Here is a 19,152-nt window from a genome sequence, read left to right on the forward strand (position 1 = left end):
TAGTTTTATAATAAAAATTGGTTGTTTAATAGGCCAAAGATGGGTTTATGAGCAAATTAAGAGGGGTAAAATTCATAAATATTTGGGGGTAAAATCTTAAATTTGACACAAATACCCCATAACCATGAGCATACTACCTATTTTATCGCGACAATTTCTGCTGTTGATATCCATCATTTCCCTTTGTCATGCACAGAATTTAAAATTTGAGACACTAAGCCAGGAGAACGTATTGGATAAACAGGCGGTATTAACAATTGCTCAAGATAAACAAGGTAAACTTTGGTTCGGCGGCGGAGCCAACCTTTTTGTATACGACTCCCAGAATATCACTAATATTCTCGTACAGGATACCGTATTTAAAAAGGTAGATTACATTAACAAGATTGCCATCAACGCAAATAATGACCTTTTCATTGCTACAGCAACGCAGTTATTTATTTTCGATATCGACAAACGCAAAGCGGTATTTAAACAAGGAAAACCTTTTCAAGAAAAAATTACTGTCGCCGACATACAGCTCCTTTCAGACAAAATATTTCTGTGCACCGACAAAGGTCTCTATCAGGCTATCCCCACAGCAGGTACCTACAATCTCAAAAAACTCATTAACCAATCCCGAGTACAATCGATTATTCAGACAGGACCAGAAACCTATATCATGGCGAGCATGAATGGCATAACGTCTTTTTCTTTGAAAAATAATCAAATTTCTACGAACCAGAATCTTATAGCATCTCCCCTGCCGTTAAAAGAGCAGATTTTCAGCACAATGTATCTTCATAAAAACATCCTGTGGGTTGGTACAAAATTGCATGGAATATTCCAATACAACTTCGTTGATAAAAAATGGAATAACCTAACAGAAACAAATAGCAATCTGCTCAGCAATAACATCAGGAAAATTGTCCCAACTAAACAAGGAGACATACTGATCGGTACATTAAAAGGACTCTCCATCTTTAATGGGGCACCACATTTCTTAAACTATAAACATAATACCTCCGTCAAAAACTCATTGAGTCAAAACTCTATCTATGATATCTTTATTGATCGACAACAGATCACCTGGATAGGAACTTATTTTGGAGGAATCAATGCCATCTACCCCGATCTGACCCCCATACAGCATTATTCAACACGTTCGCGTCCAGGTCTCAGCCTCAATAGCGATATCACCGGCAGTTTCGCAGAGTCAGAAAATGCGTTTTGGATTGGAACAGAAGAAGAAGGAATAAACAAAATTGACAAAAGAACAGAAATGACCTCCCCTTTGTCTAAATTAACCCAGTCAAACCTGATCAAGGATCTATACGTTAGAGATAACAAAATTTATGCGGCACAGTATGGCGGGGGCTATTCCATTATCGATGCACAATCTGGAAACACACAACACTTTTACCTGGAAAAAGATCTCCTGAATCTCAAAAACAATATTTATAGCATTTATGTCGATCCCGTTCACCGCATTTACCTCGGAACCAATAAAGGGCTTTACATCGTCGATCCTGGAAAACCTGCAGCATATAACGCTGCATTAAAAACAGGTACAATTGATGATATCCAAGCGGACAATAAACAGCATACTTATTTGCTCAGAGGAGGTACACTTTTTCGCAAAAAACCGAATGAATCAAACATAAAACCAATAAAACAGCTAGATACATTGACGCTAGGCGGATTTTATGTTCATCCGAACGGGGACATCTGGCTGACATCCAAAGAATACTTATATCATTTTGATCAGCATGATCACTTAACCAAGGTATCTCGCTTTCCGAACAATTCGCTAGGCTGGCCCATCTTTGTGAACAATCAGGTATGGCTTACCAGTAAAAATGGATTAATATGCTATAATCCCAAAACAAAACATAGCTACCTCCTGAATCAATATGACGGTTTACCGGTCAAAAATCTACTTGGAGCCAAAGTCTTTGCCAGCAAAACAGGAACACTATTCGTCACAACACTCAATGGTGTAGTTGCCCTGGATACCCGAAAAATAACTTTCAATCAGACTATACCCGAGGTACTCTTCCGAAATATCTTTCTCGAAGAGACACCCTTGAACTACGGACGGATTCAGAAAACGACAGATCCCAATAGCTATCAGCTCAAACTCCGACATGATGAAAACTTTGTTACGATTAATTTCTCAGGTTCTAATTTCATCAAACCACTAAAAAATAGATACCGATACAAGCTCGATGGTTTTGACAAGGATTGGGTTGAAACAAGTACTCCGTCAATACGATATACCAACATTCCGGTCGGAATGCATACCTTGACCATATTCGCCAGTAACAACGATGGCATTTGGAGCAGTATCCCCCTACGGATCAACATCGATATTAAACCTCCCTTTTGGAGAACCTGGTGGGCCTATCTGTTGTATGTGGGCTTGTTCACCTTGGGTGTACATTTTGTCATCAAGTTTGTTGTCGAACGTGAGATGTTGATCAATTCAGAACGGGAACAGGAAAAGAAAATAAAATTCTTTACACAGATATCGCACGAAATTCGCACACCGTTGACTTTGATTACAGCTCCATTAGACGAAATTATTTCCGAAACGGCCAATCTGACTTCTACACAAAACAAAGTAAAACGGATAAAAAAGAATGCCAGTAAGCTCCTTGGTGTTATCAACGAGCTGCTGGACTTTAAAAAATTCGATGACAAACACTTTGTACTGAAGAAAACCGACATCTCTTTTAGAGAATACATAGAAGACACGTTCTACCTACTGAATGACCTTGCCAAAACAAAACATCTCAACTATTATATACGTCAGTTGGTCGCAGTAGGATTACAATCCATTGATACCCTGCAGTTTGATAAAGTGATGTTTAATCTACTATCCAATGCCATCAAATACACACCCGATTATGGTACAGTTTACTTGGAGTTGATCGAAAGTGATGACTCGTTTTCCATAAACATAGTTGATAACGGCATTGGCATTGCTACAGACAATCAGTTTAAAATATTTGAAGAATACTATCGTGAAGAACAAGCTAATGATGCGATCGGCACAGGCATTGGATTGGCACTTACCAAACAAATTGTGCTGCAACACAAGGGAGACATTCGTTGTTTTTCACAGGACGATGAAAAAGGAAAATGGACGGTATTTACGGTAACCTTACCGAAACAAGCTGGCGAGAAAGTAGAGCTGCAAGCAATAGGCCTCCTTGGAAAGGAAACAGAAGACGTTAGCACACCTGTACCAAGCACGCTTGATACTTCCTTACAACAAACTATTTTAATTGTAGAAGACAATAAAGAATTATTAGCAACAGTTGTCAATCTATTTCAGGATACCTACACGATCATTACAGCAAACAATGGTGAAGAGGCTCTTTCCAAAGCATTGGAATATATCCCTGATCTGATTATTTCAGACCTCATGATGCCTTACATGGACGGTGCTCAATTGTGTCAGGCCATTAAAACAAATATGGTAACAAGCCACATTCCGTTCATTTTGCTGACGGCCGTAACCGATAGCCATTCACAAACCTTAGCACTAGAACTGGGCGCCAATATCTATTTGACAAAACCCTTCGACAATAAACAACTATTTCTCTCCGCTCAGAATCTCATGGCTATCAGCCACAAAAAGAGTAAAGAATTTCAGGTCAAAACAGCTTCATTCGACAATGAACTTGATGCGCAATTCATCTCATCCCTAAATGAGTTGATCGAAGAAAATATCCAGTCAGATGGCTTTGATGTTAATTTTATATCACGTAAAATGGGAATGAGCGCTCCAATTCTCTATCGTAAACTGAAGGCAATATCCAATTTATCGCTCAATAATTATGTTAAAACGTATAGGCTAAACAAAGCGAAAGAACTACTGAATTCTGACATGAACATCAGTGAGATCGCCTATACTGTCGGGTTTTCGGACAGGAAGTACTTTAGTAAGGAATTTAAAAAACAGTTTGGATACAATCCGTCGGAACAAACCGCTACGCCCAACCAGAATAGCTAAACCCTGTTATATCGAACTGTGGTCCCCGTAATGCTCAATAAACGCTGTAATTCCCAATAAAAAGACAGAGGTGGCATAGCCACCTCTGTCTTTTAGCTTTAACTACGTTTTTAATCAAGTTTGAGCCTTACTTAAAACAAATCATTTTTTAAACGATCTGATCCCACTAAAATAAGCTTTTAACTGTTGACAACCTTATTTAGCGATCTCTTTGATCATAGGTTCTCCGGACAATAGGCGCTGATAACGAACCAAGGCCTCCACATAATAATAATCGGCATAGGTCAACGGCACATCGATTTCCGAATTTAATGGCAGCGCTCCAACACTGTGTTGTAAGATATACCCACCATTTTGACCATAAGGTGCCAGATAAGGTGCCTTCGACAGGTTCTTAAGAATCGTTTCTGCTTTATCAAAATAATTCAAAGCTTCACTTCCCTTTGTGTATTGTGAGAGCTCTAACAAAGCAGATGCATATAATGCCGCCGCAGATACATCCCGCAGATCCTTATTCGGATACATTTTATCTGACTGCGCAATTTTATCTTTATCAAAATCCCAGTAAGGAACCAGATCAGCAGGCAAATTCGGATTGCTTAGGATATACTTTGCGATTTGCTGGGCCTGCTTCAAAAATTCTTTCTTCTTTGTCTCGCGGTACATCATGGTATAACCATACAGCGCCCATCCTTGTCCTCTTGACCATGCCGATTCATCAAATGCGCCCTGATGGGTCTTTTTACCAATCGCCTTACCTGTGTTTTTATCATAATCGATCACATGGTATGAGCTATAATCTTTTCTGAAGTGATTTTTCAAGGTTGTTTCAGCATGAGATACCGCAATATCATAGAATTTTTTATCTCCAGTCATTTTAGACACCTGTGTCAAAAACTCCAGGTTCATCATATTATCGATTATAACCGGATACTGCCATGATCCGTGATCCCAAGAACGAATCGTTTTGGTAGTTGGACTATAGCGCGATGCTAAGGAATTGGCGCCGGTGCTGAGTACTGGTCCATACTTTTGGTTATCACCCGTGAGACGCAGTGCGTTTCCAAAACTACAGAATAACATAAACCCTAAATCATGTGTACCCTTGTTGTTCTTTTCTTTTTCTAGATAGGTCAATTTCTCGGTTGCTTTCTTTAATAACCCTTCATCTTTGGTGCCTTCATATAAATACAACAATGTCCCTGGATAAAACCCCGAACACCACCAGCTCGACGAAGAAAATACCTCTTTGCCATTTTCGAAAGTTTTTGGAAACTTTTCTGTCGGAGTTTCGTTCGCCAGGACTTTTATTTGCTTCGCTGCAGCATCTAGCTGCTGCTGAATAAACGCTTTGGATAGATTCGGTTTTGCCGTTTGCGCCTGAACGACAGTCGAAGTACCCAAAATGGCCAATAATAACACGGAAAGTTGTTTTAATTTCATTATTTTCTATTCTTTTATTTTTATTTGGTCAGCGCATTAGCGCTTTAATGCTATACCTAAATAATCCGCTCTTTTTCTTTATTTCAATTGATCGAGGAATATTAAGCAATTGGCTCAAGGAGCTTGAATATTCAGTTTCAACGTAATTTCTTTAACTTACTTTTATCAATGTACATTAATCAAAGCGATCGCTCCCTTATCAAGCTTCAGATCAATTGTTCCATCTCTCCTTATATCAAACGTACCTTTTCCCTGTATCTTTACCTCTGGTATTCCGATATCGGATTTTAAACGTAGACGACCTCCATATTGACTTTTGATCCGGATGTTGGCCGTTTTTCCATTTTTCCGCTCTGCTGATACGAGATTTCCACCATCTGTCAAAAAATTGGTAAAGGAAACATCCTTCCATTTATGAGGAATAGCAGGAAACACGCGTAATACACCATTCCAATACTGCATACACAATTCTTGAATACTGGCCATCGCTGCCAGTGGGGTTTCTATCACCGGACCGCTTTCAGCATATAGTGTATTGGCTTTAATATATTTCTGCAATAGCACATCCAGCGAAGCCAAAGCCGAGTCTCCTCTTCCCATCATGGCATACATAGAGGCAGCCCCCGTAAATGAATAGCCCTGCAACAATTGCTTTTTGCTCTGCCAATGTGCAATAGAGCGCTCAATAAGAGCTTGATTATTTACCTGATCCCAGTTTATATCGTAAAAAGGATAAATCATCATTAGGTGCGAATAGTGACGATGCGACTCGCCATACGGTAGATCTTTTGCGATCATAAAGCCATCGACATCTTTTGGATAATCAATCAAGTTGGCCAATACGTCTGTCCAGACAGCATGAAGTTTATCCTTGCCGCCTCTTTCTTGATCCAGCTCAATAAGCGTCTTGAGCCCCCATTTGAAAATAGAAAGATCATAATTTGTATCATAAGCATACCCTTTTGAATATTCTGGTGAATAGGTTTTCACACCGATATGGTATTTTCCTGCTTGATTCTTTTCCAATAAGTGCAAATGATAATTTATCGCTTCCTTCAGTAGCGGAAATAAGCGATCATATACTTCCTGCGACAGGGTCGCTCGATAATATTGATAATAACTATGCAACAGCCATACGAGATTACCTAGCTCCTTTTCACCATCGGAAGCCGCATCCAATGAAACATTTTTTGCCAGAAGAACAGGACTCCATAAGCTTGGCCCCGAGGAGCGACCTACAGCCAAACTGTTATAGCGATAAGGCTCGGGAACATTTTGTCTTAAATTATCTTTATTCCGATCAATCATCTGGATCAACGAGTTTGCAATACCGAGCTGGTTCGCTTTGAAAACAGGGGAATAAGCAAGTTGCATATTAAGATTAAGCCAGTACGCTGGCCACGGAGTTGGACTTGTCCAGGGCCCCTGTAAATCCATAGCGGGTTTATCTGACCTTGTTGCACTGGCAAGCTTATACAGTTGCATTTCATAAAACTGCTGGTAAACCGTATCTGGCAGCTCCAGTGTAGATGCTACAAAATAGTCTGTCCACCACTTGCGATGGGACGCCAGTCCCTTCGTTAACTTTTGTTCTTTAAAATTCTGAACATAATTGATCGCCTTTTTGACATAAGCGGTTCCCTGCTGGTTATAATCTACGGTAATTAAATAGGTATCCACTTCTTTGCCGGATCTGCCACAATAAGCCGTCACATACCCTCCCCCGGCTAGAAGAGGCTGATCAAAATATTTTATTTCGCCTTGGGTGCCAAAACTTCCTTTTGGATTTGTCGGATAGTTTTTCGGTTTTTGCGTATAGCTGAATCCCATCCTTGGGCTGATGGCTTCGTCGGGTTTCCATGTAAGATGGTAATTCCCGTTAAAATCTTTTTTAAATACCTCTAGCAAAATAATGTTGTCATTTGATAAGGTGGTCGTCCGAATTCTCACCATCCCTTGGTCTGTGCCGACTTTCGCCTCAGCATAGGCATCTTTTAAATGAATTTCTCCTTGTGCCTGCACAATCGGGCGTTCAAATTCTATTTCAAAATGACCTAACGACATACGCGCCTGATCAAACAATTTATCGGCCGAATTCGCTCGATGATCATAAATATCAGTTCTTCCAATATCCACACGCATCGAATTCTTACCGGCTAAGTAAGTCATCGTTCCCAGGAGACCATTTCCAGTAAACACTCCTTCATAAATCGTATGGCCCAACACTGGAATTCTAAATTGAGCTGATCCTCCAAATGGCTGGCATAGGATGCAAACGAGTAAAAACAGTATTCTTAGATTCATCATTAGGATTTAATGCTATCAGAGCGACCATAAAGATGCTGGATTATTCTCCTGAAATCAAGCCTCTTTTACGAAAACGATTGAGGAAAACCTAGATTCAAGCTCTTCTCTGTCCATCACATCGAATAGCTACCTCTCTGAAATGTAACAATTTAGTAGACAAAACAACACAGCATACGCAATAATGGGGTAGCTATATATGAAAGAAATGAATTCAGCAGTATTCTTTTGTTATTTTTTAACAAAACACAAATAAACAATACGTAAAATTTTAGTTATCAGTTTACATTTATCAGTTTTTTATCTATTTTTAAGATTAAATATCCAATGCCGTTATTTTTAACAGCCTAATAGTGGATCAATTATAAAACAACTAATCCAACCAAAATGAAAGAACAGAATTCATCAAGGCGTGATTTCATAAAAAAATCCGTGGTCGGTGCTGCGGCATTTTCTATTGTACCACGCTTTGTACTCGGAGGACAGGGCTATCTTGCTCCGAGCGACCATCTAACCAAAGGTGTAATTGGTGTCGGCAATATGGGCCGTGGACACTTTGGCTACGCCGGAACTAAAACAGTAGCCATTTGTGATGTGGACAAAACCCATCTAGCGGCAGCACAAGCAGACTTAGGCGGTGGTGTGAAGGAATACCATGACTTTAGGGAGTTGATTAAATCTCCGGAAGTAGATATTGTGCATATTGCTACTCCGCCACATTGGCATGGACTAATGTCCATTGAAGCGGCAAAAGCAGGAAAAGATATCTGGTGTGAAAAACCAATGACACGTACTATCGGTGAGGGTAAAAAAGTGAAAGAAGCCATTGCACAACATGGCAATATCTTCCGTTTAAATACCTGGTTTCGTTTCAAGGATGATTTTTATGGAATGAATGTTCCAGTAAGCAAAATCAAAAAATTAGTTGATACTGGCATGTTAGGTTGGCCTTTGAAAGTTACAATAAGCAAACATACCGGATTTGACTGGAAGTTCTATTGGGTAGGAAAGGAAAATTTACCAGAGGAGAAAGTACCGGCTGAACTTGACTACGATTTCTGGTTAGGTCCGGCGCCATATAAGCCTTACAATAAACACCGCGTGCATACCACTTTTAGAGGATATTGGGATTATGATGGTGGCGGTCTAGGAGATATGGGGCAACATTATATGGATCCTGTTCAATACTTCTTAGGTAAAGACAACGAAAGTCCGATTACCGTCGACGTTGATGCTCCGCAGCAACATCCGGATGCCGTGGGCACATGGAGACGAATTACATTTACCTATGCCGATGGTTGTCAGATCATTTTAGACGGTGAAGCAAAAGATGAAAAGGCAGCCTATATTGAAGGTCCAAAAGGTAAATTATATCGAGGATTCCAATCAGATATACCAGATTTGGAAAGAAAACTTGCACAGTACCCTGAACCTGCACCACAGATTACTGACTTCTTGGAATCCGTTCGCACAAGAGAAAAGTTTGCACTGAATGAGATCAATGGACACCGTTCTTGTACCTTGGTCAATATGGGATTAGCAGCATTGCGACTGAACAGATCACTAAAATATGACTCTCAAAATGAGCTATTTATTAATGACGACGCCGCAAATAGATTAATTCACCAACCAATGAGAGGCCCTTGGTCTATTTAAAAAGATATCCCGATGAAAAGAATATTCAATTCGCTGACCGTATTGCTTCTTATATCTAGTGCAACCTACGCTCAGCAACCACAAAATAGAACGACTGCAACTAAAATAGCAGACGTATTGGCACAACAGCCGGCTGAAGAAAAAGAAAAGTTTTTACTTGCCATGCATGAGCTGGAAGGTTTTTCTTCTGATGACGTCGTTACGTTCCTCAAAGGACTTAAAGCACCAGGTAGCAACAATGCTCCGATAGAATTTGCGGCAAACAGCTATTCGTTCTATGTAAATCAGCCTGGTAAAGAACAACAAAAAAGAGTTTTCGTTGAAGGATTGGCAAAATCCATAGCGCAATTGAGTGAACCAACAAATCAGGTCTTTGCCCTACGCCTGTTACGTCAATGCGCCGATAATACAGCTATACCAGCTGTCGCTACTTGTTTGACAAACGATTATCTCGCCGATGCAGCAGCGAGAACCCTAGTTTCTATTCGTACCCCTGAATCGACAGCAGCCTTAGAAAAAGCTTTAGCAGCATCCACAACAGAGAAAACTGCCATTGCCCTGGTTACAGCACTCGGAGATCTAAAAGATAAAAATGCTGAAAGTGCCATTTTAGGATTAACGCAAAAATATAATTCGGATGGCTTCCAACGAACAGCATTGATCGCGCTGAGCAAAATCGGGGGCACAGCTTCTGAATCGCTATTCCAGGAAAAACTAAATGCCGCCGGCTATAGCTATGACAAATTGGATGCAGTAGGACTTGGTATCGACTATGCTCAAGCATTGATCGACAATAAACACGACCAAGATGCGGTTAAGTTCCTAAACAAGTTTTTCCAGGAATCACAAAAAGCAAAATCGATCAACGGCCAAATTGCATCGCTTAAATTATTGACAACCATCGACCCAGCGAAACAACAAAAGAATTTGTTAGCAGCTGTTAAGAGCGATAATGGTGCTTACCGTAACATTGCATTACAATTACTCGGAAAATATGGAAAAGGCGCCGACGCAAAAAGCTTGCTTGCTTTAGCAAGCAAGGGTACTCCTGAAGTGCAAGAAAGTGTATTGAACTACTTAGCCCACAATGGTTCGGCAAGCAGCTTAAAACTAATCCAGGCATTAGTAAATAAAACACAGTCTCCCGTAACTAAATTAGCTGGATTAAGTGCACTAAATACACTATCTCAGGGTAAAGAAACCAATACCTTAATCCAGGCGCTCAACGCTGATCAACAATTTAACAATTCGGTAAAAGCATTGATCCTTTCATCGAAAGATGCAAATGTCGTTACTGATGTCAACAATGCACTTGCCACTGTAGACGACGACAAAAAGATTCAATTGCTGGATATTTTAAGTAAACGTTCCAACAATGCATCATCCAAAGCTGTATTAGCCATAAAGAGTGCAAACCCTGCTGTCGAAGAAGCGATCAACAAAGCACTCCCAAATGTCGCTCAGGAATCGGACTTAGAAGAACTATTCGGTAGGTTAAACAATACAACAGACAATAAATCTGCCGTGCTATTGCAACGTGCCATTGTCAATGTGGTTCAGTCAAGCACAAATTCAAAGGGATTAACAGAACAACTAGCAGCTAATATATCGAAGTCTGCAGCGCCTAATACCGCTAAGTATTTCCCTATTTTTGCTGGGCTTGGTGACGCCCAGTCATTGAAAGCTGTAACTGCATACCTTAACAACAATAATACAGGTCTACGGTCCGCAGCAATTGAGTCTTTGGCTAGCTGGTCTACCTCCAACGCACTGCCAGAATTGGTATCTCTTTCCCGAACAGAAAAAGACGATAATCTTTTCAATACGGTATACAGAGGATTAATTAAATCAATTTCTTCTTCTTCGAATACGCCTGAACAGAAAACTTTGTTATTAAGAGATGCATTCAACGTTGCCAAAACCACAGATCAGAAAAAAGCAGCATTATCTGCGTTACAACCTACAGGAACATACCAGTCTTTAGTTTTTGCCGCTGATTTAATGAGCGACGCGCAACTTGGCGGAACTGCGGCCAATGTAGCGATGAACATTGCAATGGACAACAAGTTCTATGGCAAAAAGGTTAGAGAGGTTCTTGAACAGGTGATCGGTAAATTGTCGGGTAGTGAAAGTGGATACCTTAAGGAAGCTGTTGTTCGCTATCTCGCTGAAATGCCGATCAAAGAAGGTTATGTTTCGATGTTCAATGGTAAAGACCTAAGTGGCTGGAAAGGTTTGGTAGCAGATCCGATCAAACGCAGTAAAATGAACGAGAAAACTTTAGCAGCAGAACAAGCTAAAGCCGACGATATCATGCGCAAAGGTTGGACAGCATCCAATGGTGAAATTGCCTTCAGTGGTAAAGGCGATAATCTGGCGACCGTAAAGAAATATGGCGATTTTGAAATGCTGGTAGACTGGAAATTGGAAAACTATGGCGGTATAGAAGGTGATGCCGGTATCTACTTGAGAGGTACTCCCCAAGTACAAATTTGGGATATTGCGAATACAAGAGTCGGCGCCCAAGTTGGCTCTGGCGGATTATATAACAACCAGAAAAATGAAAGCAAACCGTTGAAGGTTGCCGACAATGCTACTGGCGAATGGAATACATTTAAAATCAAAATGGTAGACGATAAAGTCACAGTTTGGTTAAATGGACAGTTAGTAACCGATAATATTCCTCTTGAAAACTATTGGGATAGAAACCAATCAATTTTCCCTACCGAACAAATTGAGTTACAAGCGCATGGTTCAGTTGTTTATTATAGAGATCTTTTTATCAAGGAATTCCCAAGAAAACAAATCTTTAAATTGAGCGATCAAGAGAAAAAAGAAGGTTTTGAAGTACTTTTTGATGGAACAAACCTCGACAAGTGGACAGAAAACCAAGCTTATGTTGTCAACGACGAAGGTCATATCTGGGTGTATCCAAATGCAAAATTTGGTGGAAACCTTTACACAAAAGAAGAATATGCAGACTTCATTTATCGCTTCGACTTCAAATTAACGCCTGGTGCCAACAATGGTGTGGGAATACGCGCTCCTCTGGAGGGAGATGCCGCATATGAGGCCATGGAAATCCAGGTACTTGATGATGGTGCAGATGTTTATAAAGACTTAAAGCAATACCAATATCACGGTTCAATTTATGGAGTTGTTCCTGCCAAAAAAGGTCATTTAAAACCCGTAGGTGAATGGAACTCCGAGGAAATCGTGGTGAAAGGAAATCGCATCAAAGTTACACTGAATGGCGCGGTTATCGTGGATGCGGATATCGCCGAGGCAAGCAAAAATGGAACCCTGGATGGCAAACAACATCCTGGGCTTAAACGAACCTCTGGTCATATCGGGTTTCTAGGACACGGTACCGAAGTATTCTTTAAAGATATTCGAGTAAAAAAACTCAAATAGTCTAAACTTATACGTAGAGAGGGGATAAGGAATCTTATCCCCTTTTTGCTAATTAGCCCACTTGCTTGTCAAGTGAGAAAAATAACCAAATGATTCCAAAACTTTTGCTAAATTAAAGCCCTGAGGATTCTATTTCAAAATTTGACGTTTTATGACTAAAGCCGTAAACTTACTGATTAACAAAAAATTGGAGAGTAAACCTGAAAAGAAAAATCTGTTCAACAAAATCTCCATTATAAAATTAATAGCCGAATTAGGATCTGTATCGGTAAATGACATTGTAAAAAACCTCTATTTAAGCCTGCCTACGGTAAATAGCCTTATTGCAGAATTGCTGGAAGATGATTTTATCCGTCAATTTGACAAAGGAGAATCTATTGGTGGACGTAAACCCAATTTATATAAGCTATGTGATGGATTGTTTCAGGTGCTATCGATTGAACTCCAACGTTTCTCCATCACACTGAGCATAATGGACAACAACCAGAACATTATTGCTGAAACTGTTGAGCTGGATAATGAATTATCTCGAAATGGAGAAAATCTAGCCGCTATCACACAAATCGTTGATCAATATCTTATCGATAAATCAGTTGATACTGAGAACCTAACAGGGATTATTATTGGCATGCCAGGACTAATCAATGCTGAAGAAGGTACTAACGAGACTTTTTTACATGACGACAATCAATCCATAACAAACTATTTTGAGCGCATATATAAAAAACCGGTCTTCATTCTGAATGACGTTAAAGGTGCAGCTTATGCTGAATTGAAATTTGGATTGGCAAAAAACACAAAAAACAGTTTAATTATCCTAATGGATTGGGGGATAGGTTTAGGAATCGTGTCCAATGGCGAAGTCTACCTAGGCCGTGATGGCTACTCCGGCGAAGTAGGACATATGCCCTTTATCGACAACGGTGAACTTTGCTATTGTGGGAAAAGAGGCTGTTTGGAAACCGTAGCTTCCGGAATTGCTTTGGTCAACAATGCTAAACAGGAAATCCAAAAAGGAGAGCTGACTAAATTAAATGAATTACAACCCGATGAATTACAACATTTAACACCGACACATATTATTGAATCGGCAAACAAGGGTGATCAATTTGCAATAAATCAGATTTCAAAACTAGGAACAAACCTAGGAAAAGCATTTGCATCTTTAATACAGCTACTCAATCCCGAATTGATCGTGTTGGGTGGAAAAATTGCAAAAGCAAATGAATTGATCACGATTCCGATACAACAAGCCATAAATTCCTATACCATGGCCATTTTGAAGGAACATTGTGACATCAAAGTGTCAAGTCTAAATCTCGACAGCAATACCGTGGGTCTGACAAATTATTTTATCACGAAGTACCTATCGGTTGAATTGCTTCATAAATCCAAAATCTAAAACTGCCCTGTACTCAACAAGACAAGAGTACAGGCTCTTTCTGTCTTAATACCGTGCTCCATAGCGAGCTGTTCCAATTCTGCATTCTCCGCACCAGGATTAAATATTATTCGTTTTGGCTTCGTCGCTAATATATAATCGTAATATTCTTTCTGATTAGGCTCACTAAGATACATTGTCACAGTATCAATATCTGTATGGATATCACCTTTCTTTTCAATAGGAACTCCGGCGGCTTCCCCTCCACTCAAGCCAATATTAACGATAGCATGCCCATGTTTATGCAACATATTTGCAGCTTTATTCGAATAACGTGAAGGATTGGTACTAGCACCTAAAATCAATGTTTTTTTCATCCCTTTTTATATCTTTTGTGTTTACCTGTTGCATGCATACTCAGGGCATGTAGATTATCTTCTTTGCCTTCTCGTTACAATAGGATAAAGAAGATAATCTAAATTCTCAAAGTAGCATCGCTCAAAAATTACTCATCGATGATAAAATCACCATGGTTGCTATACGCATTTTTACGCAATACTGGCATTCCCATGATTTTATAAAGCTCGTCCAATTTGACCAAGCTTCCATTTGTCATATTAGAAAGTAAAACAATAACTATGTTTCTCTTTAAATCTCTTACATAAATATGTCTAAAACCGTGCCACCAACCTGTATGGTATACGATATGATCATTACCATGCTCAAACGTACGCCAACCATAACCATAGCTAAAAATTCCCTTTTTGGCATCCGGATATCCTCGGTATGCCGAATCCAATGTTGACTGCTTTAACAATCGTCCATCTCTCAAAGCAAGATCAAAACGATAAAGGTCACGCACCGTACTATAAATTCCTTTGTCACCAAGCGGTCCATCCTGAAAATTTTGCACGACCGATCTTCGCCATACCTTGTCATGTCCAATAACGTTAGTCGGAATTTTATCATACACTGCCTTAGAAAGTGCAGCTGTATTTGTCATTCCTGCAACATTAAATACGCTGTCTTTCATATACGTAGCGTAATCTTGCTTTGATATCTTTTCAATAATGGCCCCTAAGACCATAAAGTTGGAGTTATTGTAAAAGAAACGCCCTCCTGGCGCACCATAGCGATTGGGTTTAAATTCAGTCAGCATTTTCATCACATCCTGATTCGTCATTCCTTTCTTACGATCAGGCCAATGTTCCTCGGAAAAATAAACATAATTAGGTAATCCCGAACGGTGTGTCAATAACATTTTTATGGTAATACCAGGATAAGGAAAATCCGGATAGAAGTCATTGATCGTTTGATCGAGACGTAACTTTCCTGTCTCTACTAACTTTAAAATTCCGACAGCTGTAAGCGGTTTAGAAACGGAAGCGAGTTCAAATTTGTCATCAATTTTTAGACTATCCCGTTTTAAGTAATTGGCCCAGCCGAATGTATTCTGATATAAGATTTTACCATCTTTCGCAACAAGAACATTCCCATTGAATGCAGCTTTTGAATGAAGATTTTTCATAAAAGCATCTATCTTTTGATCTGCATTATTTGGATTATAGACGAGCCTTGTGCTATCCACTTTTGCCTGCGCTATCGCTGCTTCCTTCTGTTTTTTCTCTTTTGAACTACAGGCCATTGTAGATACAAACAAAAGAGCGACCATTCCCTTTAAAAAAAATAATTTCACTATACTAAGTCTCCCGGATTTTTGTGTTTTCTGTATTGTATATCAATAAATACCCCCTATTTCCTGTGTCCTAAATAATATCAAATTATTGAAGCTCGTAATAGAAGGACCAGCATACTGATAATAATGCTAAAATGAAGATTTTAGTATAAAAAAACGAATTTTTCCCTACAATAATTGTTATTCATCGTATATGTTACCTTTTTTACGCACAGCGTCTCTTTCACTATAGCGTTGAACAACCTGTACTTCCTTCAACCAAACGGATAACGATAGAAATTATCGGTAAAAAAAGCTTTCCTGTGGAATGAGCTTAATCAATTAAGGCCATAAAAAAAGCCACTTTATTACTAAAGTGGCTTTTAATTCCTCTATTAAAGGATTATGCTAATAATCTTACTGGATTTTCAACCAAAGATTTCAATGTTTGCAAAAATGCAGCTCCAGTTGCACCATCAACCACACGGTGATCACAACCCAAAGTCACTTTCATTACATTACCAGGAACTACAGCTCCGTTTTTAACTACAGGAACTGCTTGAATAGCACCAACAGAAAGAATAGCTCCATCTGGTGAGTTGATAATGGATGTAAATTCATCAATTCCAAACATACCTAAGTTGGAAACTGTAAATGTAGATCCTTCCCAATCCGCAGGCTGTAATTTTTTAGCTTTCGCCTTTTGGGCGAAGTCTTTCACCTCTGCAGAGATATGTGACAATGATTTACCATCTGCAAAACGCACAACAGGAACTAATAAACCATCTTCAACAGCCATTGCAACACCAATGTTGGTATGCTCATTGAAACGGATTTTATCGCCTTGCCATGAAGAGTTTACAGCAGGATGTTTTTTCAAAGCAACAGCAACAGCTTTTACAACGATATCATTGAAAGAAACTTTTACTGGAGCAACCTCATTGATCTGCGCACGAGCAGCCATTGCATTGTCCATGTCAATTGATACAGTCAAATAGAAGTGTGGAGCTGTAAACAATGACTCTGCTAGACGACGCGCAATAGTTTTACGCATTTGGTTAACTGGTTTTTCAGTATAGCGCTCTTCACCAACAAATGTAGGCAAAGTGATTGCTTTTGCTTCTGTTGCAGGAGCAGCTGCAGCTTTTGTCTCCGCAGGTTGTGCAGCAACAGGAACAAACGATTCAACATCTTTCTTCACAATACGGCCACCATCTGCAGAACCTTTGATATCACTTAAATTGATACCTTTTTCTTGTGCAATTTTACGTGCTAAAGGAGAAGCTTTCACACGAGAATCATCACTTGAAGACGATGCTACCGGTGCAGCAGTTACAGCAGCAGCTGAATCAGCTTTAGGAGCTTCAGCAGTTTCCGCCTTTGCAGGTGCAGATTTTTGATTTAACAAAGGTGTGATATCAGTTCCAGCAGGACCAACAATCGCGATGATGTCGTTTACCTTTGCAGCTTGTCCAGCTTCGAGACCAACATATAACAAGGTGCCATCAGCATAAGCTGTAACCTCCATAGTCGCTTTATCAGTTTCTACATCAGCAATAGCATCGTCAGATTTTATCGTATCACCAACTTTGAAGTTCCATTGCGCAATGACCCCCTCTTTCATGGTATCACTTAACAAAGGCATTGTAATAACAGTACATCCCAATTCTTCAGGAGTTACAGTACTAGCCGAAGATTCTGGACCAGAAACTTCTTCTGCTTTTTTTTCTTCGGTTTCTTCTGGTGCTTTTTCAGCAGCAGGTGCATCACCACTCAACAATGCTTGAAAATCTTCACCCGGTTCTCCTAAAACAGCAATAACAGCATCAATAGCTACTGCTTCGCCTTCTTTGGGACCAATATATAAAAGAGTTCCTTCTTGGTAAGACTCAAAGTCCATCGTAGCTTTATCTGTTTCAATCTCAGCTACTAAATCACCAGAATTTACTTTATCACCAACTTTTTTGTGCCATTTCGCGATGACCCCTTCGGTCATTGTATCGCTCATTTTCGGCATTCTTACTACTTCAGCCATTCTTTATTATATTATCAAGTTAAAGAGTATTAATCTAAAATAAATGGATAGTCTTGTTGTACATATACATCTTTGTACAATTCATCTGCAGTTGGATAAGGAGATTCCTCTGCAAATTTCACCGACTCCTCAACGACCTTTTTCACATCAGCCTCAACTTCTGCAAACCAAGCGTCATCTGCATAGTTGTTTTCTAAAATAGCATGTTTAGTCGACAACAATGGGTCACGGTCTTTATACGCTTCTAGTTCTTCTTTCGTACGATATTTAGCTGGATCAGACATTGAGTGTCCTTTGTAACGGTACGTACGAATTTCTAGGAATGTTGGACCTTCACCTGCACGAGCACGTTGAACAGCTTCGTCCATCGCATTGTGTACAGCAACAACATCCATTCCATCAACCGGAGCAGAAGGCATATCGAAACCTAAGCCCATTTTGTAAATATCCTGCATGTTCGTTGTACGTTGTACAGAAGTACCCATTGCATAACCGTTGTTTTCACACACGAAGATAACAGGGAGTTTCCACAACATCGCCATGTTCAATGTCTCATTGAATGCACCTTGACGCACAGCTCCATCACCCATATAACAGATATTTACATTATCTGTACCAAGATATTTTTCAGCAAATGCGATACCAGCACCTAAAGGAATCTGACCACCAACAATACCATGGCCACCCATGAATTTGTGTTCTTTGGAGAAGAAGTGCATAGAACCTCCCTTACCTTTTGAACAACCCGTGATCTTTCCATATAATTCAGCCATACAAGCATTTGCAGAAACGCCTTTAGCCAAAGCGTGGGCGTGATCACGATAAGCAGTGATTAAAGAATCTTCCGGTTTGATTACTGACATCGTTCCAGCGACTACAGCCTCTTGTCCTATGTACAAGTGACAGAAACCACGAATCTTTTGCTGTCCGTAAAGTTGACCTGCTTTTTCTTCAAACTTACGCATAAGTAACATAGACTTATACCACTCCAAATATGTCTCTTTTGTTATAGGTGTTGAACTCATTTCAAAGTTTTGATTTTCTTACTATTCTAGACTACAAATCTAATAATTTTGGACGAATTTCCTTGCCCAAAAATCAATTTTATTTATACTTTAAGACACTTCTAAGACATTTGATTTAAAGTATATAGCATTTGATTACAAATAAATGAACGGCACAATCAAATAAATCAAAAACTTATGAAAATAAAAAAGCCAAAGGACTTAATAATCATTTGGCTT

At 39.6% G+C, this 19,152-nt stretch carries 10 protein-coding genes; 4 read left to right on the forward strand and 6 right to left on the reverse strand.

Annotated elements, in window-relative coordinates:
* Window positions 1–124 precede the first annotated feature (124 nt).
* Complete coding sequence (locus tag IQ31_RS04400; protein ID WP_145327170.1) at window positions 125–4,000, forward strand: hybrid sensor histidine kinase/response regulator transcription factor; 3,876 nt, start codon at window positions 125–127, stop codon at window positions 3,998–4,000.
* Window positions 4,001–4,195: 195 nt separating this feature from the next.
* Here IQ31_RS04400 and IQ31_RS04405 read toward each other — a convergent pair whose 3' ends face one another.
* Together IQ31_RS04405 and IQ31_RS04410 are read right to left on the reverse strand one after the other, a co-directional pair.
* The gene (locus IQ31_RS04405) at window positions 4,196–5,443 is read right to left on the reverse strand and encodes a glycoside hydrolase family 88 protein (protein WP_145327171.1); all 1,248 of its coding nucleotides are present in this window, start codon (window positions 5,441–5,443) and stop codon (window positions 4,196–4,198) included.
* Window positions 5,444–5,608: 165 nt separating this feature from the next.
* Window positions 5,609–7,750, reverse strand: coding sequence for a glycosyl hydrolase family 95 catalytic domain-containing protein (locus tag IQ31_RS04410; protein WP_145327172.1), 2,142 nt, complete (start codon window positions 7,748–7,750; stop codon window positions 5,609–5,611).
* A 384-nt stretch (window positions 7,751–8,134) separates the two neighbouring features.
* On the opposite strand from IQ31_RS04410, the gene IQ31_RS04415 reads away from it, so the two are divergent.
* The 3 genes from IQ31_RS04415 (at window position 8,135) to IQ31_RS04425 (ending at window position 14,219) form a co-directional block, all read left to right on the forward strand.
* The gene (locus IQ31_RS04415; protein ID WP_088160080.1) at window positions 8,135–9,403 is read left to right on the forward strand and encodes a Gfo/Idh/MocA family oxidoreductase; all 1,269 of its coding nucleotides are present in this window, start codon (window positions 8,135–8,137) and stop codon (window positions 9,401–9,403) included.
* A 12-nt stretch (window positions 9,404–9,415) separates the two neighbouring features.
* The gene (locus IQ31_RS04420; RefSeq protein ID WP_145327173.1) at window positions 9,416–12,817 is read left to right on the forward strand and encodes a DUF1080 domain-containing protein; all 3,402 of its coding nucleotides are present in this window, start codon (window positions 9,416–9,418) and stop codon (window positions 12,815–12,817) included.
* Between the two features lie 151 nt (window positions 12,818–12,968).
* The gene (locus IQ31_RS04425) at window positions 12,969–14,219 is read left to right on the forward strand and encodes an ROK family transcriptional regulator (RefSeq protein WP_145327174.1); all 1,251 of its coding nucleotides are present in this window, start codon (window positions 12,969–12,971) and stop codon (window positions 14,217–14,219) included.
* Here IQ31_RS04425 and IQ31_RS04430 read toward each other — a convergent pair.
* From IQ31_RS04430 to pdhA, 4 genes are all read right to left on the reverse strand, one after another.
* Window positions 14,216–14,575 (reverse strand): CoA-binding protein, encoded by a 360-nt coding sequence (locus IQ31_RS04430; RefSeq protein WP_145327175.1) that lies wholly within the window; start codon window positions 14,573–14,575, stop codon window positions 14,216–14,218. The two genes, IQ31_RS04425 and IQ31_RS04430, sit on opposite strands and share 4 nt — an antisense overlap.
* A 128-nt stretch (window positions 14,576–14,703) precedes the next feature.
* Window positions 14,704–15,894 carry a serine hydrolase domain-containing protein gene (locus IQ31_RS04435; protein WP_145327176.1) on the reverse strand — a complete coding sequence of 397 codons (1,191 nt, stop codon included), beginning with the start codon at window positions 15,892–15,894 and terminating at the stop codon, window positions 14,704–14,706.
* A gap of 382 nt (window positions 15,895–16,276) precedes the next feature.
* On the reverse strand, window positions 16,277–17,908 hold the full coding sequence (locus IQ31_RS04440) for a pyruvate dehydrogenase complex dihydrolipoamide acetyltransferase (protein WP_145327177.1): 1,632 nt from the start codon (window positions 17,906–17,908) through the stop codon (window positions 16,277–16,279).
* Between the two features lie 29 nt (window positions 17,909–17,937).
* Window positions 17,938–18,933, reverse strand: a complete 996-nt coding sequence (gene pdhA, locus IQ31_RS04445; protein ID WP_046674850.1) for a pyruvate dehydrogenase (acetyl-transferring) E1 component subunit alpha — start codon at window positions 18,931–18,933, stop codon at window positions 17,938–17,940.
* Window positions 18,934–19,152: the final 219 nt, after the last annotated feature.

This window comes from Sphingobacterium siyangense, from assembly GCF_007830445.1.
In the GTDB taxonomy this organism is placed as follows: Bacteria; Bacteroidota; Bacteroidia; order Sphingobacteriales; family Sphingobacteriaceae; genus Sphingobacterium; species Sphingobacterium siyangense.

What these genes read in the sequence shown, in the direction of transcription:
- IQ31_RS04415 (WP_088160080.1), top strand. Translation starts at nt 8,135, where the DNA reads ATGAAAGAACAGAATTCATCAAGGCGTGATTTCATAAAAAAATCCGTG.
- IQ31_RS04425 (WP_145327174.1), top strand. Translation starts at nt 12,969, where the DNA reads ATGACTAAAGCCGTAAACTTACTGATTAACAAAAAATTGGAGAGTAAA.
- IQ31_RS04440 (WP_145327177.1), bottom strand. Translation starts at nt 17,908, where the DNA reads ATGGCTGAAGTAGTAAGAATGCCGAAAATGAGCGATACAATGACCGAA.
- IQ31_RS04405 (WP_145327171.1), bottom strand. Translation starts at nt 5,443, where the DNA reads ATGAAATTAAAACAACTTTCCGTGTTATTATTGGCCATTTTGGGTACT.
- IQ31_RS04400 (WP_145327170.1), top strand. Translation starts at nt 125, where the DNA reads ATGAGCATACTACCTATTTTATCGCGACAATTTCTGCTGTTGATATCC.
- pdhA (WP_046674850.1), bottom strand. Translation starts at nt 18,933, where the DNA reads ATGAGTTCAACACCTATAACAAAAGAGACATATTTGGAGTGGTATAAG.
- IQ31_RS04430 (WP_145327175.1), bottom strand. Translation starts at nt 14,575, where the DNA reads ATGAAAAAAACATTGATTTTAGGTGCTAGTACCAATCCTTCACGTTAT.
- IQ31_RS04420 (WP_145327173.1), top strand. Translation starts at nt 9,416, where the DNA reads ATGAAAAGAATATTCAATTCGCTGACCGTATTGCTTCTTATATCTAGT.
- IQ31_RS04410 (WP_145327172.1), bottom strand. Translation starts at nt 7,750, where the DNA reads ATGATGAATCTAAGAATACTGTTTTTACTCGTTTGCATCCTATGCCAG.